Annotated in this window: 22 protein-coding genes; 14 read left to right on the top strand and 8 right to left on the bottom strand. The window is 63.3% G+C overall.

Features of this window, described 5'->3' with window-relative positions:
• Positions 1-6: 6 nt before the first annotated feature.
• The 3 genes from mtaB to NKH71_RS08885 all read right to left on the bottom strand — a co-directional run bounded on the left by mtaB (position 7) and on the right by NKH71_RS08885 (position 2,428).
• Positions 7-1,308, bottom strand: coding sequence for a tRNA (N(6)-L-threonylcarbamoyladenosine(37)-C(2))-methylthiotransferase MtaB (gene mtaB, locus NKH71_RS08895; protein WP_031194899.1), 1,302 nt, complete (start codon positions 1,306-1,308; stop codon positions 7-9).
• On the bottom strand, positions 1,308-2,192 hold the full coding sequence (gene dapF / locus NKH71_RS08890; RefSeq protein ID WP_352548531.1) for a diaminopimelate epimerase: 885 nt from the start codon (positions 2,190-2,192) through the stop codon (positions 1,308-1,310). Before dapF ends, mtaB begins: the two co-directional genes overlap by 1 nt.
• 74 nt (positions 2,193-2,266) lie before the next feature.
• Positions 2,267-2,428, bottom strand: coding sequence for a DUF1328 family protein (locus NKH71_RS08885; RefSeq protein ID WP_031195454.1), 162 nt, complete (start codon positions 2,426-2,428; stop codon positions 2,267-2,269).
• 287 nt (positions 2,429-2,715) lie between these two features.
• Here NKH71_RS08885 and NKH71_RS08880 point away from each other — a divergent pair, with 287 nt between their 5' ends.
• The gene (locus NKH71_RS08880; protein WP_023723101.1) at positions 2,716-3,975 is read left to right on the top strand and encodes a flavin-containing monooxygenase; all 1,260 of its coding nucleotides are present in this window, start codon (positions 2,716-2,718) and stop codon (positions 3,973-3,975) included.
• Here the strand turns inward: NKH71_RS08880 and NKH71_RS08875 are convergent.
• Positions 3,972-4,982 (bottom strand): MBL fold metallo-hydrolase, encoded by a 1,011-nt coding sequence (locus NKH71_RS08875; protein WP_031195455.1) that lies wholly within the window; start codon positions 4,980-4,982, stop codon positions 3,972-3,974. The two genes, NKH71_RS08880 and NKH71_RS08875, sit on opposite strands and share 4 nt — an antisense overlap.
• A 280-nt stretch (positions 4,983-5,262) precedes the next feature.
• On the opposite strand from NKH71_RS08875, the gene NKH71_RS08870 reads away from it, so the two are divergent.
• Both NKH71_RS08870 and zapE read left to right on the top strand, forming a co-directional pair.
• On the top strand, positions 5,263-5,802 hold the full coding sequence (locus NKH71_RS08870) for a protease inhibitor Inh/omp19 family protein (RefSeq protein ID WP_023723103.1): 540 nt from the start codon (positions 5,263-5,265) through the stop codon (positions 5,800-5,802).
• A 144-nt stretch (positions 5,803-5,946) separates the two neighbouring features.
• Entirely contained in the window at positions 5,947-7,143 is a 1,197-nt protein-coding gene (zapE, locus tag NKH71_RS08865) for a cell division protein ZapE (RefSeq protein ID WP_352894762.1), read from the top strand.
• An 87-nt stretch (positions 7,144-7,230) separates the two neighbouring features.
• Here zapE and NKH71_RS08860 read toward each other — a convergent pair whose 3' ends face one another.
• Positions 7,231-7,659, bottom strand: coding sequence for a GNAT family N-acetyltransferase (locus NKH71_RS08860; protein WP_031195456.1), 429 nt, complete (start codon positions 7,657-7,659; stop codon positions 7,231-7,233).
• A 232-nt stretch (positions 7,660-7,891) separates the two neighbouring features.
• Here NKH71_RS08860 and mdh point away from each other — a divergent pair, with 232 nt between their 5' ends.
• The 9 genes from mdh (at position 7,892) to lpdA (ending at position 18,621) form a co-directional block, all read left to right on the top strand.
• A complete protein-coding gene (gene mdh / locus NKH71_RS08855; protein WP_023723107.1) occupies positions 7,892-8,860 on the top strand; it encodes a malate dehydrogenase in 969 nt (322 codons plus the stop codon).
• 41 nt (positions 8,861-8,901) lie between these two features.
• Entirely contained in the window at positions 8,902-10,095 is a 1,194-nt protein-coding gene (gene sucC, locus NKH71_RS08850; RefSeq protein WP_352481052.1) for an ADP-forming succinate--CoA ligase subunit beta, read from the top strand.
• A 4-nt stretch (positions 10,096-10,099) separates the two neighbouring features.
• The gene (locus NKH71_RS08845; protein WP_352790103.1) at positions 10,100-10,471 is read left to right on the top strand and encodes a cupin domain-containing protein; all 372 of its coding nucleotides are present in this window, start codon (positions 10,100-10,102) and stop codon (positions 10,469-10,471) included.
• Positions 10,472-10,535: 64 nt separating this feature from the next.
• Entirely contained in the window at positions 10,536-11,438 is a 903-nt protein-coding gene (gene sucD / locus NKH71_RS08840; RefSeq protein ID WP_352719356.1) for a succinate--CoA ligase subunit alpha, read from the top strand.
• Between the two features lie 124 nt (positions 11,439-11,562).
• Entirely contained in the window at positions 11,563-14,550 is a 2,988-nt protein-coding gene (locus NKH71_RS08835; RefSeq protein ID WP_352894760.1) for a 2-oxoglutarate dehydrogenase E1 component, read from the top strand.
• A gap of 48 nt (positions 14,551-14,598) precedes the next feature.
• Complete coding sequence (odhB, locus tag NKH71_RS08830) at positions 14,599-15,900, top strand: 2-oxoglutarate dehydrogenase complex dihydrolipoyllysine-residue succinyltransferase (protein WP_352481049.1); 1,302 nt, start codon at positions 14,599-14,601, stop codon at positions 15,898-15,900.
• A gap of 23 nt (positions 15,901-15,923) precedes the next feature.
• Positions 15,924-16,451: a hypothetical protein gene (locus tag NKH71_RS08825; RefSeq protein ID WP_352588024.1), complete on the top strand. Its 528-nt coding sequence runs from the start codon at positions 15,924-15,926 to the stop codon at positions 16,449-16,451.
• Entirely contained in the window at positions 16,448-17,197 is a 750-nt protein-coding gene (locus NKH71_RS08820; RefSeq protein ID WP_023722722.1) for an SDR family oxidoreductase, read from the top strand. The genes NKH71_RS08825 and NKH71_RS08820 overlap by 4 nt, the downstream gene beginning before the upstream one ends.
• Before the next feature lie 17 nt (positions 17,198-17,214).
• On the top strand, positions 17,215-18,621 hold the full coding sequence (gene lpdA, locus NKH71_RS08815; RefSeq protein WP_352894758.1) for a dihydrolipoyl dehydrogenase: 1,407 nt from the start codon (positions 17,215-17,217) through the stop codon (positions 18,619-18,621).
• 934 nt (positions 18,622-19,555) lie between these two features.
• On the opposite strand, the gene NKH71_RS08810 is transcribed toward lpdA, so the two are convergent.
• Positions 19,556-20,623 carry a TraB/GumN family protein gene (locus NKH71_RS08810; protein WP_352790107.1) on the bottom strand — a complete coding sequence of 356 codons (1,068 nt, stop codon included), beginning with the start codon at positions 20,621-20,623 and terminating at the stop codon, positions 19,556-19,558.
• Between the two features lie 84 nt (positions 20,624-20,707).
• The gene (locus NKH71_RS08805) at positions 20,708-21,646 is read right to left on the bottom strand and encodes a tyrosine recombinase XerC (RefSeq protein WP_036245843.1); all 939 of its coding nucleotides are present in this window, start codon (positions 21,644-21,646) and stop codon (positions 20,708-20,710) included.
• A 115-nt stretch (positions 21,647-21,761) separates the two neighbouring features.
• Here NKH71_RS08805 and rimM point away from each other — a divergent pair, with 115 nt between their 5' ends.
• Positions 21,762-22,361, top strand: a complete 600-nt coding sequence (gene rimM / locus NKH71_RS08800; RefSeq protein WP_352481047.1) for a ribosome maturation factor RimM — start codon at positions 21,762-21,764, stop codon at positions 22,359-22,361.
• Positions 22,358-23,056, top strand: a complete 699-nt coding sequence (gene trmD, locus NKH71_RS08795; RefSeq protein WP_352790110.1) for a tRNA (guanosine(37)-N1)-methyltransferase TrmD — start codon at positions 22,358-22,360, stop codon at positions 23,054-23,056. The genes rimM and trmD overlap by 4 nt, the downstream gene beginning before the upstream one ends.
• On the opposite strand, the gene NKH71_RS08790 is transcribed toward trmD, so the two are convergent.
• Positions 23,038-23,790: a sulfite exporter TauE/SafE family protein gene (locus NKH71_RS08790; protein ID WP_023722715.1), complete on the bottom strand. Its 753-nt coding sequence runs from the start codon at positions 23,788-23,790 to the stop codon at positions 23,038-23,040. The genes trmD and NKH71_RS08790 overlap by 19 nt on opposite strands.
• Positions 23,791-23,955 lie beyond the last annotated feature (165 nt).

The following is a 23,955-nucleotide window of genomic DNA, read 5'->3' as shown; positions in this document are numbered from 1 at the left end:
GCGCTCTCAGGCGGCGCGGGCGGCAAGCGGCGCGGCGATCAGTCTGATACCGTCATTGCCAGCGATATCAGCCTCGACGATGTCGCCCGGCGCCCCGGCTGACAACACGGCCAGCGTAAACCCTTCGGTGCGGCCGAGCCCATCGCGCTCGACCAGGATCGACTGGCGTGTGCCAGCGAGCGAGGAAAGGTGACGGCGGTAGGCGACCTCGCCGGCGGCGCGCAACCGTGCGGCGCGCTGCTTGACCATTTCGCGGCGAAGCTGCGGCATGCGCGCGGCGGGCGTGCCCTGGCGCGGCGAAAACGGGAAGACATGGAGATGCGTCAGGCCGCATTCCTCGACGATCTCCAGCGAGTTTTCGAACATGGCATCCGTCTCCGTCGGGAAGCCGGCGATGATGTCGGCGCCGAAAACGATGCCGTGGCGCAGTTTGCGCACATCCTCGCAAAAGCGGATCGACTGGTCGCGGCTGTGCCGGCGCTTCATCCGCTTCAGGATCATGTCGTCACCCGATTGCAGCGACAGGTGCAGATGCGGCATCAGCCTCGGCTCGGTGGCGATGGCGTCCAGCAGATCGTCGTCGGCCTCGATCGAATCGATGGAAGAAAGCCGCAGGCGTTTCACGTCTGGCACCTGCTTCAGGATGGTCTTGACCAATTTGCCGAGCTTCGGTGCGCCCGGCAGATCGGCGCCAAAACTGGTCATGTCGACGCCCGTCAGCACGATCTCGGCATAACCATTGCCGGCGAGTCGCTTGACCTGCTCAACCACGGCGCCCATCGGGACCGAGCGCGAATTTCCGCGACCGTAGGGAATGATGCAGAAGGTGCAGCGGTGGTCGCAGCCGTTCTGCACCTGGACAAAAGCGCGCGCCCGGCCCTCGATGGCGTCGACCATGTGGGTGGCCGTTTCGCGCACCGAAAAGATATCGTTGACGCGCGCCTTTTCGGTGTCGTTGACGCCGAAATCCGGCAGCGCGCGATATGAATGCGCCTTCAGCTTCTCCTCATTGCCGAGGACGAGATCGACCTCGTCCATGGCGACGAAATCCTGCGGGCCGGTCTGCGCGGCGCAGCCGGTGACGATGATGCGGGCGGCCGGGTTCTCACGGCGGGCTTTTCTGATCGACTGCTTGGCCTGGCGCACCGCCTCGCCGGTGACGGCGCAGGTGTTGAAGATGATAGCGCCGCCTTCGAGCCCGCCGAGGCCCGCACTTTCGGCTTCACGCCGCATCACCTCGGATTCATAGGTGTTCAGCCGGCAGCCGAAGGTGACGACGTCGATACCCCTGTTGCCACGAGGAGCCATCAGGCGGCGCTTTCGGTGTCGCGCGCCCACGCCCCGGTCGACGGATCGAAGTTGCCGGAAAATTCCCATTCGGCGGCACCGGTCAGGATGACGTGGTCGTCGTCGCGCCACAGGACGTGCAGCGAGCCGCCGCCGGGCGTCATCAGCGTGACGCTGCGGCCGGTGCGCCGGGTGCGGGCCGCGGCGACCACGGCGGCGCAAGCAGCCGAGCCGCAGGCCTTGGTCAGGCCGGCGCCGCGCTCCCAGGTGCGGATGGCCATGGTCTCCGGCGAAGTCACTTGCGCGATGGTGATGTTGGCGCGCTCAGGGAAGATCGGGTGGTTTTCGAGCAGCGGGCCGAAGCGCTCGAGTTCATAGGACCAGACGTCGCGGTCGACCCAGAAGATGGCGTGCGGATTGCCCATCGAGACGACCGACGGCGAATGCAGTACCGGCGCATCGATCGGGCCGATCTGCAGTTCGATCATGCGGGTGTCGCGAAACTCCTCGGCCAGCGGGATGTCCCGCCAGCCAAAGCGCGGCTTGCCCATGTCGACCGAGATCATTCCGTCGGCATGTTCCTCGGCATTGAGGATGCCGGCGACTGTTTCAAAGGCAAATGTCTTCTGGCCGGTCTCGGCGGCGAGCGCCTGGACGACACAGCGCATGCCGTTGCCGCAGGCTTGCGCACTGGTTCCGTCGGAATTCAAGATGTCGATGAAAAAGGCGGTGCCCGGCGTCCTGGGATCGTGGATCGCCATGATCTGGTCGAACCTGGTCGCGGCGTCGGCATTAAGCGCGACGGCTGCCGCAGGCGTTACGCGATCGGCGCGGCCACGCATATCGGCAACGATGATTTCGTTGCCGATACCGTTCATCTTGGCGAAAGGGGCCGCGCTTGCCATGGATCGAAAGGTCTCTTGCCGATTTGGCGCCTATATGGCGGATACCGGCCGAAATTACCAGTGCGGCATGCTTTTCAGGTCACCGCGAATACGCCAAGCACGATCAGCAGGAAGATGATCAGCACGATGCCGATGAGGATGCGGGCGCCGGTTGCGGCGGCTCCAGCCAGTGCCGGCATGCCGAGCAGGCTTGCCGCGGCCGCGATAATCAAAAGAATGATGATCCACCTGATCATGAGAGACACCTCGCAGCCGGCAGGTTTGAACACCTACAAACGCTTCTGCGAGGGCTTGGGTTCCCTGCGGTGGCTGTGCGGGTCGAGGACCCGGCTGTGATATGCAGCTACGGATGCAATGTTGTCATAGTGTTGAATGAACGCTACCGTTGTGTCGATTTGACGTCCGGGAATGGATATTTCGCTGCTAAGCAATCTTGGATCCCTTTTTTCGTCTTACCCAAGATTCACCGCACCGAGACCGTAAGCTGACGACGTGTTTGGCGGGCCGGCGATAGAGTTTTCCAATGACTGAGCGTTGGGACACGATCATTATTGGTGGCGGCCAGGCGGGGCTCGCCATGAGTTACTATCTTCACCAACATGAACGTGAGCATGTCGTGTTGGAACGCGCGCGTATTGCCGGACGCTGGCGGACTGAGCGTTGGGATTCGCTTCGGTTTCAATTCATCAACCAGGCAATAGAGCTTCCTGGGGTTTCTTATCAGGACCCTGAACCGGAAGGATTCGCCCACCACACCGCCATCACGCGGTTCATCGAGCACTATGCGGCAAAAATTGCAGCTCCGGTTCGCGAGGGTGTGGAGGTCACGAAGCTCCGACACAGGGATACCGGCGATTATGCGTTGGAGACAAACGCCGGCAGCATGACGGCCCGCAATGTCGTTGTGGCGACGGGCCCTTTCCAGCGTTCGATGGTACCGGCGGCGGCCAAGGATTTGCCTCGATCCGTTTACCAGGTTCACGCTTCGAGGTACCGCAACCCCGACGAGCTTCCCCCCGGAGTGGTGCTGGTGGTGGGCAGTGGTGCATCCGGTAGCCAGATTGCGGATGAACTCCAGCAATCGGGGCGCGATGTCTATCTTTCGGTCAGTCCGCATCGTCGGGTGCCGCGGCGCTATCGCGGCCAGGATGTCTTGTGGTGGTTCGACAAAATGGGACGTTTCGAGATCACTATCGATAGTTTCCCGGAGCGGCGGTATCCCCCCTCGACCGTCGTAACCGGTGTCAACGGCGGTTACGATATGAACGTCCGCCGTTTTGCACGCGATGGTGGAGTGGTGCTGGGACGTGTACTCAGATGCGCCGATGGAAAACTGTTGGTAGCCGGGGATGCCTCGCAGATATTGGCTGAAGCCGATAGGTCCTATGACGATTTTGTCTCCGCGGCAGAGGCGCTGGCAGAGAAACCTGAAGTCGCGGACCACATCAGCGATGGCAATGAACGCTCAGCAACGCCAATCCTGGCGGAAGTTGGCGGCGCCCGGTCAGTGGATATCTCCGGTGAGAACGTCGGCTCGGTCATCTGGGGAACGGGATATCGCTTCGACTATAACTGGATCGATTTACCAATTTTCGATTCGCGCAACGCACCTATTCAACAGCGTGGCGTGACAGCCTTTCCCGGCCTGTACTTTCTTGGCCTTCATTGGATGCATACCTTCGGCTCCGGCCTTCTTTCATATGTGGGCCGCGACGCCGCCCATATAGCCAGGCATATGGAAGCTTTGCAGCCGCCTTCGCCGTCAGGCCGGTCGCCGCGCTAAACCGCCGGCACGTCCCAGACTTCGCCCGGCTGCAAGGCACGGAAACGATCCCGCGGCAGACCGGCGGCTCCAAGCGCTTCGCCGAGCTTTCTGGCCGGCTCGTCGATTGGCTCGTTGGTGAGTCGGAACGTGCCCCAGTGGCAGCCGGCGGAATAGGCAGCGTTGCACAAAAGCATGCCTTGCACCGCCTCCTCCGGATCCTGGTGATGCGGCGCCATGAACCAGCGCGGCTTGTAGGCGCCGATCGGCAGGATGGCGAGGCGGAAGCCGCCATGCTTTTCAGCCATCAGCCGGTAGTTGATGCCGCCGTGGAAGCCGGTATCGCCGGCGAAATAGATCTTTGCCGCTGGTGTCTCGACGACGAAACCCGCCCACAGCGCCATGCGCCGGTCGCGGGTGCCGCGGGCCGACCAGTGATGCACCGGCTCGACATAGACGGCGACGCCATTGCCGATATCGACCCGGTCGCCCCAGTCATGCGCGGAAAGCCGCATACCGGGAACGGCAGCGTCGATGATGGTGTCGTTGCCGAGCGGCGTCAGCAGCAGCGGGTCGTGTTTTGTCTTCAGGCGCTTTAGCGTGGCGAGGTCGAGATGGTCGTAATGGTTGTGGCTGACCAGGACGAGGTCGATCGGCGGCAAATGGGAAAAGGCGATGCCCGGCGGATTGACGCGTTTCGGCCCGGCGAAGGAGAGCGGCGAGACACGCCGCGACCAGACCGGATCGGTAAGGATGTTCAGGCCGGCTGTCTGGACGAGCAGCGAGGAATGACCGACCATGGTGAGGCGGACCGCTGCACCATCGATGCGCTCGGCCGGTCTTACCGGTGGAAACGGGCTCGGATTCGCCGTCGGCCATTTCGAGCGCTCGCCGCTCAATTGCCATTTCAACAGATCGGCAAAGCGGCCCGGCGGCCGGCCGTCGGGATTGAAGAACAAGGTGCCGTCGAAATGATCGCTGGGCGGGCCGCTGTAATAGCGGTTGGCGGCTCTCTTTCTCGCGGCCAAGAAATCGGCTCCTTGCAGTTTGCTGATCGCCAAGAGATAATGCCGGAGCCAGCTGGCGCAAGCATTTGAGGTGAACGTCAAGGATTTGGAGCCGGCGCGCCGTATCGCACCGACCCGGAGGTATCAGCCAGGCAATGTGCATTTTGCGATAAATTTGCAACATTAGCGGCGCAAACCGTATTTTTACCATATCGGGTTGAAATTTCGCCACCTTCTCCATCTTGGTGAGAGGGACATTGCGCGGACGGCACCCCCAGCCGGATCCGACGGAGGTTGAAGAATGAGATTTTCGAAAACCGGCCTGCTGGCCGTATCGCTGGCCGCGCTCGTTGCGAGCGGCTGTTCAACCTCGCGGTTCTCATCAATGGACGAGCAGCAGCCGGCGCCGCTGGAAGCTGCGCCCGCCGGCAAGGTGACTGCAAACCAGCTGCCGCCCCCGGCGACACCCGGCCCGGCCGATCCGTCGAAATTTCCAACCGCGCCTCAGAACACGCAGGTCGCCTCGCTGCCGCCGGACGGGACGGCTCCGGCCGGTGCGGCCGACCTGACCGCCTCCAGCGTCGCCGGCGTGTGGAAGGCAAGCGTATCCGGCCAGAGCTGTCAGGTGGCGACGCCGCAGACCAAATTCGGCTCGGGCTACCGCGCCGGACCGCTGCATTGCCCGGCGCCGCTCGACGGCATCAAATCCTGGAACGTCGCCGGCAAACAGCTGACGCTCTTTGACGAGAACGGCGGCACGCTGGCACGGCTCTATTCCTCGGGCGGCGAGAAATTCGACGGCCAGACTTCCAACGGCCTGCCGATCTCGCTTACAAGGTAAGAGAACGGCCCCCCATTGTTACGCAATTCCGGACGGAAAACCGTTATACACTTTCCTGGAATTGCCCTCTTTTGTTTTTTACGCAATTCCGGACAGAAAACCGCTACACACTTTTCTTGGAATTGCTCCGGAACGACGTGACCGATGCATCTGCGTGACGGCCTCCAGACCCATGCGACCGTCAAGCAGCGCTACGACCATCTGGTCGAGACGGGCGCCATCGGGCGCGACCCGGCGCAGGAGCGGATCGCCGCTGCGCTCGACCGGCTGATCGACGAAATATCGGCAAAGCGGCTGGCGCATAAATCAAGCGCACTTGGGTGGCTGTTCGCCCGCAAGCGCGAAGTGCACGAGGCAGTCAAGGGCCTCTACATCCATGGCGGCGTCGGCCGCGGCAAAACCATGCTGATGGATATGTTCTTCGAGCTGCTGCCGGTGCGGCGCAAGCGCCGCGTGCATTTCAACGATTTCATGGCCGACGTGCAGGATCGCATCCAGAAGCACCGGCAGGCTCGCAAGAACGGCACGGCCAAGGAGGACGATCCGATCCCACCGGTGGCGCGCGCGCTGGCCGAGGAAGCCTGGGTGCTGTGCTGCGACGAGTTTTCGGTCACCGACATCGCCGATGCGATGATCCTGTCCAGGTTGTTTTCGGCGTTGTTTGCCAATGGCGTGGTGCTGGTCGCCACTTCCAATGTCGCGCCGCAGGAGCTCTACCGTGACGGCCTGAACCGTCAGTTGTTCTTGCCGTTTGTTGCTATCTTGGAGCGCCACGCGCAGGTGCTGGCGCTGGACGCCGACAAGGATTACCGCCTCGACAAGCTCAGCCGCATGCCGGTCTACGTCACCCCGGCCGATGCCGCCGCCGACCATGCGCTCGACGACGCCTGGGCGGTGATGACGCATGGCAGGCCGACGGCCGAGACGATGCTGATGGTGAAGGGCCGGCATGTCGTAGTGCCGCGTGCTGCCGGCGAGGCGGCGCGGTTTTCCTTCGCTGATCTCTGCGAGAGGCCGCTCGGCGCCCGTGACTATCTTGCCATCGCCGGCCGTTTCTCGACCATCTTCATCGACCATGTGCCGGTGCTCGGCGAAGGCAAGCGCAACGAAGCCAAGCGCTTCATCCTGCTGGTCGATACGCTCTACGATCATCATGTGCGGCTGGTGATGAGCGCCGCAGCACCGCCGCCCCAGCTCTATACGGCCAAGCGCGGCAACGAGGTCTTCGAGTTCGAGCGCACCGCATCGCGGCTGATCGAGATGCAGAGCCACGACTGGCTGGAGGATTGGGTGGAAAGGCAGAAGGCGCGGGGATCATCGACAGAGGCGCGGCAGGCTTAGGGCTAGGAGCCCGATGCCCAGCAGGCTGATCTGCAGCGCTCCTTCACACCTGTCCAGCCATCGTTAAAAGGGTCCGTCCCGCCGCGTCTATAATCGATAAACATACATCACAAAATCCTCCGCCGGCCCATGCGGCACCTTTCGCGACTCGTAAAGTGCGCGAGCAGCAACATTGTCCGGCTCGGTGCCGACCCAGGCCTCCTCACAACCATGCTCGCGACCGAGTGCGAACATGGCGTCGAGCATCCTCGTCGCAATGCCCTGGCGTTGAAAGGCCGGCGCCACACCGACCTCGTCTATGTAGAGTTCGCTCACCTTGTCCGGGTGCCGGTGGACGATCGCGGCGCATTGGCCGATAACGACGCCGTCGGCGAGGGCCACGATCATGAAATGGCCGGGCGCCGCGAGATAGGCAGAGAGTCGATCCGGCCTGACCGGCTCATCGAAAACCTCGTCGGCAACCCGCATCACAAGGGCGTCATCGCCCGGAAATAGCCTTCTGATTTCAGATGCCATTGTGTAGAATTCCTCTAGCCGGCTTCAGAAATTTTACGTTTACGTAAGTCCCATTGTTTCTAACCGATTGAAATTACTCACTCCAAAATAATCGTTTGAATTTTTGCACGGCCGGGGCTATTGCGTGCGGCGAATTTCGCGGTTCCGCAGCATTCCGGCCTCTTCCTCCGACGCCGTCATCAAATCGTCAAGGATTTGGGCGCCGTCATAGTCAAAGGGAAAACATCCTGACATGGCACGCAACAAGATAGCGCTCATCGGCTCGGGCATGATCGGCGGCACCCTCGCCCACATGGTCGGCCTCAAGGATCTCGGCGACGTCGTGCTGTTCGATATCGCCGAAGGCATCCCGCAAGGCAAGGGGCTGGACATCGCGCAGTCGTCGCCGGTCGATGGGTTCGACTCCAGGCTGACCGGCGTCAACGACTATGCCGGCATCGAGGGCGCCGACGTCTGCATCGTCACCGCCGGCGTGCCGCGCAAGCCCGGCATGAGCCGCGACGATCTTCTGGGCATCAATCTGAAGGTGATGGAGCAGGTCGGCGCCGGCCTCAAGAAATACGCGCCGAAGGCCTTCGTCATCTGCATCACCAATCCGCTCGACGCCATGGTCTGGGCGCTGCAGAAGTTTTCCGGCCTGCCGAAGAGCCATGTCGTCGGCATGGCCGGCGTGCTCGACAGTTCGCGCTTCCGTTATTTCCTGGCCGAGGAATTCAAGGTCTCGGTCGAGGATGTCACCGCCTTCGTGCTCGGTGGCCACGGCGATTCCATGGTGCCGATGATCCGCTATTCCACCGTTGCCGGCATCCCGCTGCCCGACCTCATCAAGATGGGCTGGACCTCGAAGGAGCGGCTCGACCAGATCGTGCAGCGCACCCGCGACGGCGGCGCCGAGATCGTCGGCCTGCTCAAGACCGGTTCGGCCTTCTACGCGCCCGCCGCCTCGGCCATCGCCATGGCCGAAGCCTATCTCAAGGACAAGAAGCGGGTGCTGCCCTGTGCTGCCTTTCTTTCCGGCCAATATGGCGTCAAGAACACCTATGTCGGCGTTCCCGTGGTGATCGGCGCCGGCGGCGTCGAGCGTATCATCGAGATCGAACTGGCGAAAAGCGAACAGAAGATGTTCGACAGTTCGGTCGCCGCGGTGCAGGGTCTGTGCGACGCCTGCGTCAAGATCGCTCCGCATCTCGCGGCCAAATAAGCCGGCAACCAAGCCCGCCAAACAAGCTGGAGATATAGCGCATGAACATCCATGAGTATCAGGGCAAGGCGCTGCTGAAAGGTTTTGGCGCACCGGTGGCCGAGGGCGTGCCGGTGTTCAAGGCGAGCGAGGCGGAAGCCGCCGCCAAGGCGCTGCCCGGCCCGCTCTATGTGGTCAAGAGCCAGATCCATGCCGGCGGCCGCGGCAAGGGCAAGTTCACGGAGCTCGGCGCCGATGCGAAGGGCGGCGTCAGGCTGGCGAAGTCGGTGGCCGAGGTCGTCGCCAACGCCAAGGAGATGCTCGGCCATACGCTGGTCACCAAGCAGACCGGCCCGGCCGGCAAGCAGGTCAACCGGCTCTACATCGAGGACGGCGCTGACATCGAGCGCGAGCTCTATCTGTCGATCCTGGTCGACCGCTCGGTCGGGCGCGTCGCCTTCGTCGTCTCGACCGAGGGCGGCATGGACATCGAGGCGGTCGCCCACGACACGCCGGAAAAGATCATCACCGTCGCCATCGACCCGGAAAAGGGCGTGACGGCCGACGATGTGAACACGCTCAACGCCGCACTGAGGCTCGACGGCGACGCCGCCAAAGATGGTGGCACGCTGTTTCCGATCCTCTACAAGGCATTTGTCGAGAAGGACATGAGCCTGCTCGAGATCAACCCGCTGATCGTCATGAAGAGCGGCCGGCTGCGCGTGCTCGACGCAAAAGTGTCGTTCGACAACAATGCGCTGTTCCGCCACCCGGACGTGCTCGAATTGCGCGACACCACCGAAGAGGACGAGAAGGAGATCGAGGCGTCGAAATACGACCTGGCCTATGTCGCGCTCGACGGTAATATCGGCTGCATGGTCAACGGCGCCGGCCTTGCCATGGCGACGATGGACATCATCAAGCTCTACGGCGCCGAGCCGGCCAACTTCCTCGATGTCGGCGGCGGCGCGTCTAAGGAAAAAGTGACGGCGGCGTTCAAGATCATCACCAAGGATCCAGCGGTCAAAGGCATTCTTATCAATATCTTCGGCGGCATCATGAAGTGCGACATCATCGCTGAGGGCGTCATCGCCGCGGTCAAGGAGGTCGGCCTGCAAGTGCCGCTCGTTGTGCGGCTGGAAGGGACCAATGCCGAGCTCGGCAAAAAGATCATCAACGACAGCGGGCTGAACGTGGTGTCGGCCGATGACCTCGATGACGCAGCCAAGAAGATTGTCGCGGCGGTGAAGGGCTGAGTCTGTGCCTCCGCACAAGATAAACCTCGTCGAGGCGGCGGATACGAAGATCAAGAAGCTCTTCGATCCGCATATTGCCGGCGACGTGAACGACAGCCAGGTCAAGATCGCCAAGTTCGGCGACGTCTTCGATTGGCACGCGCACGACAATGAAGACGAGGCCTTCCTGGTGCTGCGCGGCCGCATCGCCATCGATTTCCGCGACGGCACGGTGGAGCTTTCCAGCGGCGAGTTCATCGTCGTGCCGCGCGCCGTCGAGCACCGGCCGCGCTCGCTGAGCGAAGAACCTGTTGTGCTGATGTTCGAGCCGGCGACGACGCTCAACACCGGCAATGCCAAGAGCGACCTCACGGTCGCCGACCTCAAGCGATTGTGACCACGGCGGCTATGACCATAAGCGCGCGGCCTTCCCCGATCAACGGTTTTTGAAAAGGACCACCATGTCCATCCTCGTCGACAAGAACACCAAGGTGCTGGTGCAAGGCCTGACCGGCAAGACCGGCACGTTCCACACCGAACAGGCGCTGGCTTATCACGGCACGAAAATGGTCGGCGGCATCCATCCCAAGAAGGGCGGCGAGACCTGGACCGGCGCCAAGGGCGAGGCACTGCCGATCTTCGCCACCGTAGCCGAAGGCAAGGCGAAGACCGGCGCCAACGCTTCGGTCGTCTACGTGCCGCCGGCGGGTGCTGCCGAAGCGATCCTGGAAGCGATCGAGGCCGAGATCCCGCTGATCGTCTGCATCACCGAGGGCATACCGGTGATGGACATGATCAAGGTCAAGGCGAGGCTCGACCGCTCGAAATCGCGGCTGATAGGGCCGAACTGCCCCGGCGTGCTGACCCCCGACCAATGCAAGATCGGCATCATGCCCGGCAACATCTTCCGCAAGGGCTCGGTCGGCGTTGTTTCGCGCTCGGGAACGCTTACCTATGAGGCGGTGTTCCAGACCACCAATGTCGGTCTCGGCCAGACCACCGCCGTCGGCATTGGCGGCGACCCGGTCAAAGGCACGGAGTTCATCGACGTGCTGGAGATGTTCCTCGCCGACGACGAGACCAAGTCGATCATCATGATCGGTGAGATCGGCGGCTCGGCCGAGGAAGACGCCGCGCAGTTCCTCAAGGATGAGGCAAAGCGTGGCCGCAGCAAGCCGATGGCGGGCTTCATCGCCGGGCGCACGGCGCCGGCGGGCCGCACCATGGGCCATGCGGGCGCGGTCATCTCGGGCGGCAAGGGCGGCGCGGAAGACAAGATCGCGGCGATGGAATCGGCCGGCATCAAGGTATCGCCGTCGCCAGCACGGCTCGGTACGACGCTGGTCGAGGCGATCAAAGGATAAGTGAGTAGCGAGTAGTGAATAGCGAATAGGAAAAACAGAGTAACGGCGCGAACCAGGGAAATCCTTACTCACTACTCTCTATTCGCTCTGAAAAGGAGACGGAGCAGGCGCTCCGCGGAAAAAAATGGCAAGACAAGATCAGGCCAACGACCAGTTTTCGCTTACCTCTTTCCTCTATGGCGGCAATGCCGATTATATCGACGCGCTCTATGCCGCTTATGAGGACGATCCCGCGTCGGTCGATCCCGAATGGCAGGACTTTTTCGCGGCGCTGAAGGACGACGCTGGCGACGTGCGCAAGAATGCCAAGGGCGCCTCATGGGCCAAGCCCTCCTGGCCGATGCAGGCCAACGGCGAGCTTGTCTCGGCGCTGGACGGCAATTGGGGCCTGGTCGAAAAGCACATCGAAAAGAAGGTCAAGGACCGAGCAGCCGGCAACGGCGCAGCGCTTTCCGACGCCGACGTGCATCAGGCGACGCGCGATTCCGTCCGCGCCATCATGATGATCCGCGCCTTTCGCATGCGCGGCCACCTGCATGCCAATCTCGATCCGCTCGGCATTGCCAAGCCGCTCGAGGATTATAACGAGCTGTCGCCGGAGAATTACGGCTTCACCGAAGCCGATTACGACCGGCCGATCTTCCTCGACAATGTGCTCGGGCTGGAATTCGGCACCATCCGGCAGATGCTCGACATCCTGACCCGGACCTATTGCTCGACGCTCGGCGTCGAATTCATGCATATCTCCGATCCCGAGGAGAAGGCCTGGATCCAGGCGCGCATCGAGGGCGCCGACAAGGAGATCTCCTTCACCGCCACCGGCAAGAAGGCGATCCTGCAAAAGCTGGTCGAGGCCGAAGGCTTCGAGCAGTTCATCGACGTCAAGTACAAGGGAACCAAGCGCTTCGGCCTCGACGGCGGCGAGTCGCTGATCCCGGCGCTGGAGCAGATCGTCAAGCGCGGCGGCCAGCTCGGCATGAAGGAGATCGTGCTCGGCATGGCGCATCGCGGCCGGCTGAACGTGCTGTCGCAGGTGATGGCCAAGCCGCACCGCGCCATTTTCCACGAGTTCAAGGGCGGCTCGGCCGCGCCCGACGAGGTCGAAGGCTCGGGCGACGTGAAGTACCATCTCGGTGCCTCATCCGACCGCGAGTTCGACGGCAACAAGGTGCATCTGTCGCTGACCGCCAACCCATCGCATCTGGAAATCGTCGATCCGGTGGTGATGGGCAAGGCGCGCGCCAAGCAGGATTATCTGTTTGGCCGCAGCCGCGAGGAGATCGTGCCGCTGGAAGAGCGCGCCAAGGTGCTGCCGCTGCTGCTGCATGGCGATGCCGCTTTTGCCGGCCAGGGCGTGATTGCCGAAATCCTTGGCTTGTCCGGCCTGCGCGGCCACCGCGTCGCCGGCACGCTGCATTTCATCATCAACAACCAGATCGGCTTCACCACCAACCCGCGCTTTTCGCGTTCGTCGCCCTATCCGTCCGACGTGGCCAAGATGATCGAGGCGCCGATCTTCCACGTCAATGGCGACGATCCGGAAGCCGTGGTCCATGCCACCAAGGTGGCGATCGAATTCCGCATGAAGTTCCACAAGCCTGTCGTGGTGGACATGTTCTGCTACCGCCGCTTCGGCCACAATGAGGGCGATGAGCCGGCCTTCACCCAGCCGATCATGTATCGCAAGATCCGCAACCAGAAGACGACCATGCAGATCTATGCCGACCGGCTGATCGCCGAAGGCCATATCAGCCAGGCCGAGCTCGAAAAGATGAAGGCCGACTGGCGGGCGCATCTCGAGCAGGAATTCGAGGTCGGCCAGCACTATAAGCCGAACAAGGCGGACTGGCTGGACGGCGCCTGGTCCGGCCTGCGCTCGGCCGACAACCAGGACGAACAGCGGCGCGGCAAGACCGCGGTACCGGTCAAGACGCTGAAGGAGATCGGCAAGAAGCTGACCGAGGTGCCGAAGGATTTCGAGGCACACAAGACGATCATCCGCTTCCTCGACAACCGCCGCCAGGCGATCGAATCGGGCGAAGGCATCGACTGGTCGACGGCCGAGGCGCTGGCCTTCGGCGCCATCCTGCTCGACGGCAATCCGATCCGGCTGTCCGGACAGGATTCGGAGCGCGGCACCTTCTCGCAGCGCCATTCCGTGCTCTACGACCAGCGCGACGAGACCCGCTACATCCCACTCAACAATCTGTCGGCGGCGCAGGCCGGGTTCGAGGTCATCAACTCGATGCTGTCGGAAGAGGCCGTGCTCGGCTTTGAATATGGCTACTCGCTGGCTGAGCCGAAGGCGCTGACGCTGTGGGAAGCGCAGTTCGGCGACTTCGCCAATGGCGCCCAGGTGGTATTCGACCAGTTCATCTCGTCGGGCGAGCGCAAGTGGCTCAGAATGTCGGGCCTCGTCTGCCTGCTGCCGCACGGCTATGAAGGCCAGGGGCCGGAGCATTCGTCGGCCCGGCTCGAGCGCTTCCTGCAGCTTTGCGCGGAAGACAACATGCAGGTCGCCAACGTCACGACGCCGGCCAACTACTTCCACATCTTGCGCCGGCAATTGAAGCGGGACTTCCGCAAGCCGCTGATCCTGATGACGCCGAAGTCGCTGCTGCGCCACAAGCGGGCGGTGTCGACGCTGCCGGAAATGTCGGGCGAAAGCGCCTTTCACCGGCTGTTGTGGGACGACGCCCAGCTGCTGTCGGGCCAGGCCATCAAGCTCACCAAGGATTCGAAGATCCGCCGTGTCGTGCTCTGTTCGGGCAAGGTCTACTACGACCTCTACGAAGAGCGCGAGAAGCGCGGCATCAACGACATCTACCTGCTGCGCGTCGAGCAGCTCTATCCGTTCCCGGCCAAGGCGCTGATCACCGAACTGTCGCGCTTCCGCAATGCCGAGATGGTGTGGTGCCAGGAGGAGCCCAAGAACATGGGCGCCTGGTCGTTCATCGATCCGTATCTCGAATGGGTGCTGGCGCATATCGAGGCCAAGCACCAGCGGGTACGCTATACCGGCCGGCCGGCCGCCGCCTCGCCGGCGACCGGATTGATGTCGAAGCATCTCGCCCAGCTTGCCGCCTTGCTCGACGACGCGCTTGGTGAATAGAACAGAACTGGGCGGATAAAATAGAACCGAAAGAAACGGACAGGCACAATGGCAACCGAAATCCGCGTCCCGACACTTGGTGAATCCGTCACCGAGGCGACCATCGGCAAATGGTTCAAGAAGGTCGGCGACGCGATCGCCGCCGATGAGCCGCTGGTCGAACTCGAAACCGACAAGGTGACGGTGGAAGTGCCGGCCGCCGCCGCGGGCACGCTCAGCGAGATCGCCGTCAAGGAAGGCGAGACGGTTGGCGTCGGGGCGCTGCTCGGCACGATTTCGGCAGGCGCCGGCGCAGCAGCCAATGCTGCCGCCGCTCCGGCAGCGAAGCCGGACGCGGTGTCGCAGGCCTCGGCTCCGACCGCGGCCTCGAGCGTCCAGCAGGCCGCGGCCGAGACGGCCAAGATCGCCGGCGACGCCGGCGCGATTGAGACACGCACAATGCCGCCGGCGCCGTCGGCGGCAAAGCTGCTGGCCGAGCACAATCTTGCGGTCGACCAGGTCTCGGGCTCGGGCAAGCGCGGCCAGGTGCTGAAAGGCGACGTGCTCGACCTGATCGCCAGGGGCGCGCCGTCGCAGCCGGCCGAAATGCCAAAGGCAGCACCTGTGTCGGCACCTGTCGCCGCGCGCGCGCCGTCCTCGGCCGACGATGCGTCGCGCGAGGAGCGCGTGCGCATGACCAAGCTGCGCCAGACCATCGCGCGCCGCCTCAAGGAAGCGCAATCGACCGCCGCGATGCTGACCACCTTCAACGAGGTCGACATGAGCGCGGTGATGGCGCTGAGGAGCAAATACAAGGACGTGTTCGAGAAGAAGCACGGCGTGAAGCTCGGCTTCATGGGTTTCTTCACCAAGGCCGTCACCCATGCGCTGAAGGAGATCCCGTCCGTCAACGCCGAGATCGACGGCACCGACATCATCTTCAAGAACTACGCCCATATCGGCGTCGCCGTTGGTACCGAAAAAGGCCTTGTCGTGCCGGTCGTGCGCAATGCCGACCAGATGTCCATCGCCGAAATCGAGAAGGACATCGGCAGGCTCGGGCTTGCGGCGCGCGACGGCAAGCTATCGGTTGCGGATATGCAAGGCGGCACGTTTACGATTTCCAACGGTGGCGTTTACGGGTCGCTGATGTCGACGCCGATCCTCAATGCGCCGCAGTCGGGCATTTTGGGCATGCACAAGATCCAGGAGCGGCCGGTGGTGGTCGGCGGCCAGATCGTCATCCGGCCGATGATGTATCTGGCGCTGTCCTACGATCACCGCATCGTCGACGGCAAGGAAGCGGTGACGTTCCTGGTGCGGGTCAAGGAAAGCCTGGAGGATCCCGAGCGGCTGGTGCTCGACCTCTAGGGGCGGCCCGAGTGAGCCGGAGAATGGATCTGCGCCACCGGATTGGTTCCTCTCGTTTCCGGTCCGGTTTGTTTGTCACGATCTCCGCACTCGGCGTGCAGACGGTCTCCGCTGCGCTTGCCGCCTGCCCGCTCGAACTGGCCGTCTACGGCGACACTGAAAACGCAGCCGAGATCGATTTCAGGCCAACCGGCGAATCGGCCGCCGTCACCAACAGTTTCAAGATGGTGCTCGACAAGGACGTCGTTCTCGACGGAATCGTCATGTGGACGGAGGGCGTGGCGCGGCCGCATGGCTCACTGATGTACAAATGCCCGGCCGGCGACGTCACCGGCGACGAGCTCGCCGCCTGCACTGTGTGGGAGGGGGTCATCTATACGGCCGACGACCAGGGCAATATCGCGTTGCTGCCGGGCGAAGGAAAGGATGCGCCGAAGAAGCTGATCCTGCCCGATCTGGGGGCGTCGTTGCAGATGTCGGCGGCCTATGGCGCCAACGGCTTTTCCAAGGTGCCCTGGGACGTCTTTGCCCTGAAAGGATGTCAGGAATGAGCGGAAAAATCCTGCTGGTGACCGGCGGCAGCCGCGGCATTGGCGCCGCTACATGCAGGCTTGCCGCCGAGGCCGGCTACCGCGTTGCGGTCAATTACGCGTCGAATGCAAAAGCGGCCGAAACGGTGGTCGCCGACATCGAGGCCGGCGGCGGAGAAGCCTTTGCCCTCAAGGCCGATGTCGGCAGCGAGACGGATGTGCTGGCCATGTTCGAGGCGGTCGAAGACCGCTTCGGCGGGCTTGATGCGCTGGTCAACAATGCCGGTGTCGTCGACAGCCTGTCACGGGTCGACGAGATGTCGTTCGCGCGGCTCGAGCGCATGATGCGGATCAATGTGATTGGGCCGATGCTTTGCGCACGCGAAGCGGTGAAGCGCATGTCGACCAGAAATGGCGGCAAGGGCGGCGCCATCGTCAATTTGTCTTCGATCGCGGCAAGGCTTGGCGGGGCAGGTCAATATATCGACTACGCAGCCTCCAAGAACGCGATCAACGCCTTCACTGTCGGCCTGGCGCGGGAAGTGGCCGAGGAAGGCGTCCGTGTCAACGCGGTCAGCCCGGGCATCATCGACACGGAAATTCATGCCTCCGGCGGGCAGCCGGATCGCGCCGAGAAAATGGGCCGGGTGGTGCCGATGCAGCGCGCAGGCACTGCCGAGGAAGTCGCGGCCGCAATTCTCTGGCTGCTGTCGGACGAGGCCTCCTATACGACAGGCGCCAATCTGGAAGTCGGCGGCGGCCGCTAAAGCAAAGGGACAGTATCATGGCCTATGACGTCGTTATCATCGGATCGGGACCGGGCGGCTATGTCTGCGCCATCAAGGCGGCACAGCTCGGCCTGAAGACGGCGGTGGTCGAAAAGAACCCGACCTTCGGCGGTACCTGCCTCAACATCGGCTGCATCCCGTCAAAGGCGCTGCTGCATGCGTCCGAGCTGTTTGCCGAGGCCGGCCATTCCTTCGACGCGCTCGGCGTCGAGATCGGCGCGCCCAAGCTCAATCTCGGCAAGATGATGGCACACAAGGATGCGACGGTGACGGCCAACGTCAATGGCGTCGCCTTCCTGTTCAAGAAGAACAAGATCGACAGTTTTCGCGGCACCGGCAAGGTAGTTGCGGCCGGCAAGGTGTCGGTGACCTCCGATGACGGCAAGGTCGAGGAGATTGAGACCAAGAACATCGTCATCGCCACCGGCTCCGACGTCGCCGGCATTCCCGGTGTCAAGGTCGATTTCGACGAGAAGGTGATCGTGTCGTCGACCGGCGCGCTGTCGCTGGACAAGGTGCCGGGCCATCTGGTGGTGGTCGGCGGCGGCGTCATCGGGCTGGAACTCGGCTCGGTATGGGCGCGGCTCGGCGCCAAGGTCACCGTGGTCGAGTTCCTCGACACCATCCTGGGCGGCATGGATGGCGAGGTCTCCAAGCAGTTCCAGCGCCTGCTGTCGAAGCAGGGCTTTGAGTTCAGGCTGGGCGCCAAGGTGACCGGCGTCGCCAAGGCCAAGAAGGGAGCGACGGTCACCTTCGAGCCAGTCAAAGGCGGGGCGGCCGAGACGATCGAGGCCGACGCCGTGCTGATCGCGACGGGACGACGGGCCTATTCGGACGCTCTCGGGCTTAAGGAGGCAGGCGTCGACGTCGACGAGCGCGGCTGGGTCAAGACCGACGGCCATCTCAGGACCAAAGTCCCCGGTATCTACGCCATCGGCGATGTCATCGCCGGCCCGATGCTCGCCCACAAGGCCGAGGACGAGGGCGTGGCGGTGGCCGAAACCATTGCCGGCCAGGCCAGGCATGTGAACTATGACGTGATTCCGAGCGTCGTCTACACCACGCCGGAAATCGCTTCGGTCGGCAAGACCGAAGAAGAATTGAAGAAGGCCGGCGTCGACTACAAGGCGGGAAAATTCCCGTTCAGCGCCAATGGCCGGGCGCGCGCCATGCTGCACACCGACGGCTTTGTGAAAATCCTGGCCGACAAGGCCAGCGACCGCGTGCTCGGCGTCCACATCGTCGGCTTCGGCGCCGGCGAGATGATCCACGAGGCGGCGGTGCTGATGGAATTTGGCGGCTCGTCGGAAGACCTAGCCCGCACCTGTCACGCCCATCCGACAATGTCGGAGGCGGTCAAGGAGGCGGCACTGGCGACGTTCTTCAAGCCCATCCATATCTGAGCAAACGCGGTGAATCGCAAAGCTTAGAGATTGGCTGAAACAGCCGCGATTCGTCATCCCAGGGCGGAGCAGGAGCGGAGCGATGTCGCGGAGACCCTGGGATCCATGCCGTTACCTAAGCGGCAGTGTTCCGGCGAACCAGAATCGAGTGCCTCTTCCATCGGCTGGTAACCGGTGATTCTGCACCACTGCATTCTTCGGCGGATGTCACGGCATGGATCCCAGGGTCTGCGCTCCGCTTTGCGTTCGCTCCGCCCTGGGATGACGAAGCCATCGACGGCTGTTCCCAAAAACAAACGGCCCGCCTTTCAGCGGGCCGTTCATATATTAAGTCGGCAGTCTGATTACTGAGGGGCCGGTGCTGGTGCCGGGGCCGGGGCCGGGGCTGGCGCGGGTGCAGGTTCTGCCGGAGCGGGAGCCGGAGCGGGTGTTGCCGGAGCTGGCGCAGGAGCCGGTTCGGCTGGCTTCATCGGCTCGGCAGGTGCTGGAGCCGGAGCCGGTGTGCTGGCTGCGGGCGGTTCGGCAGGCGCAGGTGCCTCGCTACGTCTTCCAAAAACATAATAGGCGACAATTGCCAGGATAACGACGACCAGGGCAATCAGCCAGCCGCTGCCGCCGCCGCGTGGCCGTGCGGTACCCGGTGAGGTGAATGGGTCGTTCGGATTGGGTGTGTTCGCCATAAAAGTGTCCTCCGTGGATGAAAAACATCAAGTAATAGCCATCAACGTACAATCGTTGAATCGGTTTCACATTAGGCGTTGAAAACGCCGAAAACAGGGCAATTCTGATCCGGAATCGCTTGCAGGCATGCATTTCCACCGCAAAATGGGTTCGATCGAGCCAAACCGAACCTTTTTCAGTTTCTTGGCACGAAGCGCGGGTGGTCCGCCGTCGCGCCACGGCAATGATTCGGTGTGCAACTCCGCCGTGTTGTTCAGTTGACGGCGGTCACCGTATAGCCAGTCTTGCGGAAACCCTCGACCAAGCCTTGCTCGCCGGGAAGGTGCATGGCGCCGACCGCCATGAAGACATTGCCGTGGGCGAGGATCGGCGCTGCCCGATCGACCATCACCTTGTTGCGGCTGGTGATCATGATCTGCTCGAATTCGGCGTAACCCGATTGGTCGTCGACCTGTTCGGGGATGACGGCCCGAAACAGCGGTACGTACATGCCAGTGTCGCCACGCCGGTAAAGCACGATCATGGTTTCGTTGACGTCGTTCACCTTGTCGCCAAGCTTCAGCGTATCGACCAGCCCCTTCAGGTGAAAGGCGATCGGCAGCGAAGCCATGGCGCGCAACTGGTCGGCGATTGTCTCCAGCCCCTCGACTGATTTGCCCGAAGCCTCGGCGTCCTTGGCAAGCTTGACGTCGAGCACCGGTGCGCCGCCAGCTTGGCGGGCGACTTCGCATGCAGGCAGCGCCACCATCGCCGACAGCAACCAGGGCTTCATCTTGGCGACGGTCGCTGGCGGGATGCCACGCGCATCGAGCGCCTTGTTGACCACCGCCGCATCCTGCGGCGACAGCAGCGACGAAAGCGTCGTCTTGTCGGTGAACATCATCAGATCCGGCTCTTTCAGCAGTGCGGCCATCATCTTCTGCTTGTCGAGCACTTCGGTGGTCTCGATGATGACGGTGCCAGCCGCATCGAATGCCTTCTGCGCGGCGGGCGGCAGCGTGGTGACGCGCGGGTCGGTAACGTGCATGGTGCCGAACAGGAAAGACGGTTTTTCGCCTGATTTTTCGAGCTTCCACAGCAGGCCCTTGCCGTTCGGCGTCACTGCCGCGTCCGCCTCGATCTTGCGGTAGGTGGCCGGGTCGTCCTTTTGCAGCGCGCCCAGCATATCGGTACCGGCGCAGACCGGGATCTCGGCGCGTGCCTTGCCTGCGGCGAGCAGCGCGATGATGAGGAAGGAGAGGAAAAACAGGGCGTTGAGCGCGACAAGCAGCTTCAGCGACACATGGGTCGCGCGGTCGGCGATGGCGATGAGGCGTTTCATGCTGCGGTTCTAGGCGCAAAAAGCGGCAAAACGGTTAATCGGCGCATCAAAATTGTTGCGAGATGGCCACCAATCAAGCATCCATCACGCACGCGGATGAGCTGCTTCGTAAATCTCGAGCAGCCTGGCGGTGTCGACACCGGTGTATATCTGGGTTGTCGACAGGCTGGCGTGGCCGAGCAACTCCTGGATGGTGCGCAGGTCGCCGCCGCGCCCAAGCAGATGCGTTGCAAAGGAATGGCGCAGCGCATGCGGCGTCGCCGTGTCGGGCAGGTTGAGCGCCGAGCGCAGCTTGGCCATGTCGCGCTGAACGATTGCCGGGTTCAGCGGGCCGCCGCGGGCACCGCGAAACAGCACGCCCTTGGGATCGAGATGATAGGGACACAAGCGGCGGTATTCGGCAATCGCCCGCAGCGCCACCGGCAGCACCGGCACCAACCGCGTCTTGCCGCCCTTGCCGGTGACGCGCAGCACGGTCTCACCAGGCGAGGACAGATCGGCGCCCGACAGGCCGAGCGCCTCGGAAATGCGCAAGCCGGACCCATAGAGCAGGGTCAGCACGGCGGCGTTGCGCGCGGCGATCCACGGCTCCTCCGCCAGTTGGCCTTCCACCGAGACGACGTGTTTTGCATCGCTTGCGGTCAGCGGCTTGGGCAGCGATTTCGGCTGCCGCGGCGCGCGCAAGGCTGCCGCACCTGCCGCATTGGCGAGGCCGCGCCGTTCCAGGAAACGCAGCAGCGAGCGGATGCCGGCTAGGCCGCGCCCGAGCGTGCGGGCGCCGGCGCCCTCGGTACGGCGGGCAGCGAGAAAGCCGCGCAGATCGGCGGGGCGCAGATCGGCGATGTCGGAAATGCCGGGCGAGCCGCCGCAATGGCCGGTCAGGAAATGCAGGAACTGGCGCGTGTCGCGCTCATAGGCCTCGACGGTTTCGGGCGACAGCCGTCGTTCGCGCGCCAGCATCTTCAGCCAGGCCTCGCGCGCCGCCTGTAGATCGGGTTTTGCCGGTATGAGGAATTCCTGCATTGCGCTCTTCCAGTTCTCCGCCATCTTCCGGCACGCGGGTTAGGAAGCGGTGAAGAGCGGCATCATTGAAATGACGACGGGCTGGGGTTAGAGCAAGGCAAAGGATTTTCCGCAGATGAGCAAGCCGCAAAACCCCGTCCAGATGGCCGTGATCGGTGCCGCGCATGGCATCAAGGGCGAATTGCGCGTCAAGAGCTTTACCGGCGACCCGCTGGCGCTGGCCGATTACGGTCCGCTCTACGCCAGGGATGGCCGCGCCTTCCAGATCGTCGATATCAGGCCTGCCAACACGGTGGTGGTGGTGCGTTTCAAAGGCGTCAGCGATCGCAATGCCGCGGAGGCGCTTGCCGGCACCGAATTGTTCGTCGACCGTTCGGTGTTGCCGGATGAGGGCGAAGAGGATGAATTCTACCATGCCGACCTCGTCGGGCTGGAGGTCAAGGATGACACTGGTGCGGTCATCGGAAAGGTCGTCGCCGTGCATAATTTCGGCGGCGGCGACATTCTCGACGTGACGCTGGCGGGGCGCAAAGGCGTGCTCATCCCGTTCACGCAGGCCGCCGTTCCGGAAGTGTCGATCGCCGGCGGCTTTGTCCGCATCGATCCGGCCGCCGCAGGGTTGGTCGAGAACGAGGACGGCGAGCCTGCCGGTGACGACGGTTTCGACCCCAAGGGCAGGCCGCGCGGGCCGAGGGACGCCGGAGGCAACCGGTGAGTTTTTCGGCTTCGGTGCTGACGCTCTATCCCGAGATGTTTCCCGGCGCGCTCGGCCTGTCGCTGGCCGGGCGCGCGCTCGAGACCCGCATTTGGTCGCTCGAAACGATCCAGATCCGCGACTTTGCCCGCGATCGTCACCGGACCGTGGACGACACGCCGGCCGGCGGCGGCGCCGGCATGGTGATGCGGGCAGACGTGCTGGCCAGCGCCATCGACCATGCCTCGCCGCCGGGCGATCCACGTCCGCGCCTGCTGATGAGCCCGCGCGGCAAGCCGCTGAACCAAGCACGCGTGCGCGAGCTCGCCGCCGGGCCGGGTGCGGTGATCGTCTGCGGCCGCTTCGAAGGCGTCGACCAGCGGGTCATCGAATCGCGAGGCCTCGAGGAAGTCTCGATCGGCGACTTCATCCTGTCCGGCGGCGAGCCGGCGGCACTTGTGCTGTTAGACGCCGTGGTGCGGCTGCTGCCCGGTGTCATGGGCAATGCGGTGTCGGGCGACGAAGAGAGCTTTGAGAACGGCCTGCTCGAACATCCGCACTACACGCGGCCGCAGGAGTTCGAGGGCCGGCCGATCCCCGAAGTGCTGATTTCGGGCAATCACAAGAAGATCGCCGCCTGGCGGCGGGCCGAGGCGGAAAAGCTGACGAAAGAGCGAAGGCCTGATCTTTTGGCCGCTCAGCCCTTGTCGAAATAGTAAAACGCCAGGAACAGGCCGACCGCGATGACGAAGCCGCGCACCGCGTTCTGTGGCACGCGCCTGGCGATCCAGACGCCGGCATAGCCGCCCAGCGCGCCGCCTGGGATCATGATGATCGCCTGCAGCCAGGCGATGACGCCGCCGGAGACAAAGACCAGGATGGCGACCGCAGCTATGACAACGGCCAGCATGTTCTTCAGTGCGTTCAGCCGGTGATAGTCGCCGGACTGGGTGAGGCCGAGCGTCGCCAGCATCATGACGCCCATGCCCGCGCCGAAGAAGCCGCCATAGACGGCAGTGGCGAACTGCGCCAGCGATCCGACCAGCGAACCCACCGCGGCCTCATGCTCCGGCTTGGGCGCCGGCTTCAGCCATGGCCCGGCAGCGAACAACGCCGTCGCCGCCAGCAGCAGCCACGGCACCAAGGCGCGGAACGACGGGTTGTCGAGCCCTAGAAGGATGAGCGCGCCAGACAGCGCACCGAAAGCCGAAATGAGGCTGAGCAGCAGTGCGCCGCGCCAGAAATGCTTGATGTCGTGCCAATAGGCGAGCGTCGAGGTGATGTAGCCAGGAAATTGCGTCACCGACGATGTCGCATTGGCGACGATCGGCGGCAGGCCGGCCAGGGTCATGGCGCCAAAGGTTATGAACGTGCCGCCGCCGGCAACTGCGTTGACCGCGCCTGATAGAAAGCCGGCGAGAAAGAGCAGGACCGCGTCCAAGATTGGCATGAGGGGTGTCGTCGCTGGAGGAAAATGCTTATCTTCCGGCTTAGAAAGCTTGACGCGCGGGCGCAACCCCCTGGACCACAAGCGATCATGGGATTGCCACAGCGGGCGCCAGTCAAAAGAAGCAGCGCCAAAAAAGAAACAGCGAAGGCGTGACAAAGCGCCGAA

Source organism: Mesorhizobium sp. M0983 (assembly GCF_040318975.1).
In the GTDB taxonomy this organism is placed as follows: Bacteria; Pseudomonadota; Alphaproteobacteria; order Rhizobiales; family Rhizobiaceae; genus Mesorhizobium.
This window is presented reverse-complemented; position numbering and strand designations above follow the sequence as displayed.

Bases quoted from the DNA above. Each gene is read 5' to 3' on its own strand.
- mtaB (WP_031194899.1), bottom strand. From the start codon at position 1,308: ATGGCTCCTCGTGGCAACAGGGGTATCGACGTCGTCACCTTCGGCTGC.
- dapF (WP_352548531.1), bottom strand. From the start codon at position 2,192: ATGGCAAGCGCGGCCCCTTTCGCCAAGATGAACGGTATCGGCAACGAA.
- NKH71_RS08885 (WP_031195454.1), bottom strand. From the start codon at position 2,428: ATGATCAGGTGGATCATCATTCTTTTGATTATCGCGGCCGCGGCAAGC.
- NKH71_RS08880 (WP_023723101.1), top strand. From the start codon at position 2,716: ATGACTGAGCGTTGGGACACGATCATTATTGGTGGCGGCCAGGCGGGG.
- NKH71_RS08870 (WP_023723103.1), top strand. From the start codon at position 5,263: ATGAGATTTTCGAAAACCGGCCTGCTGGCCGTATCGCTGGCCGCGCTC.
- zapE (WP_352894762.1), top strand. From the start codon at position 5,947: ATGCATCTGCGTGACGGCCTCCAGACCCATGCGACCGTCAAGCAGCGC.
- NKH71_RS08860 (WP_031195456.1), bottom strand. From the start codon at position 7,659: ATGGCATCTGAAATCAGAAGGCTATTTCCGGGCGATGACGCCCTTGTG.
- mdh (WP_023723107.1), top strand. From the start codon at position 7,892: ATGGCACGCAACAAGATAGCGCTCATCGGCTCGGGCATGATCGGCGGC.
- sucC (WP_352481052.1), top strand. From the start codon at position 8,902: ATGAACATCCATGAGTATCAGGGCAAGGCGCTGCTGAAAGGTTTTGGC.
- sucD (WP_352719356.1), top strand. From the start codon at position 10,536: ATGTCCATCCTCGTCGACAAGAACACCAAGGTGCTGGTGCAAGGCCTG.
- NKH71_RS08835 (WP_352894760.1), top strand. From the start codon at position 11,563: ATGGCAAGACAAGATCAGGCCAACGACCAGTTTTCGCTTACCTCTTTC.
- odhB (WP_352481049.1), top strand. From the start codon at position 14,599: ATGGCAACCGAAATCCGCGTCCCGACACTTGGTGAATCCGTCACCGAG.
- NKH71_RS08825 (WP_352588024.1), top strand. From the start codon at position 15,924: ATGGATCTGCGCCACCGGATTGGTTCCTCTCGTTTCCGGTCCGGTTTG.
- NKH71_RS08820 (WP_023722722.1), top strand. From the start codon at position 16,448: ATGAGCGGAAAAATCCTGCTGGTGACCGGCGGCAGCCGCGGCATTGGC.
- lpdA (WP_352894758.1), top strand. From the start codon at position 17,215: ATGGCCTATGACGTCGTTATCATCGGATCGGGACCGGGCGGCTATGTC.
- NKH71_RS08810 (WP_352790107.1), bottom strand. From the start codon at position 20,623: ATGAAACGCCTCATCGCCATCGCCGACCGCGCGACCCATGTGTCGCTG.
- NKH71_RS08805 (WP_036245843.1), bottom strand. From the start codon at position 21,646: ATGCAGGAATTCCTCATACCGGCAAAACCCGATCTACAGGCGGCGCGC.
- rimM (WP_352481047.1), top strand. From the start codon at position 21,762: ATGAGCAAGCCGCAAAACCCCGTCCAGATGGCCGTGATCGGTGCCGCG.
- NKH71_RS08790 (WP_023722715.1), bottom strand. From the start codon at position 23,790: ATGCCAATCTTGGACGCGGTCCTGCTCTTTCTCGCCGGCTTTCTATCA.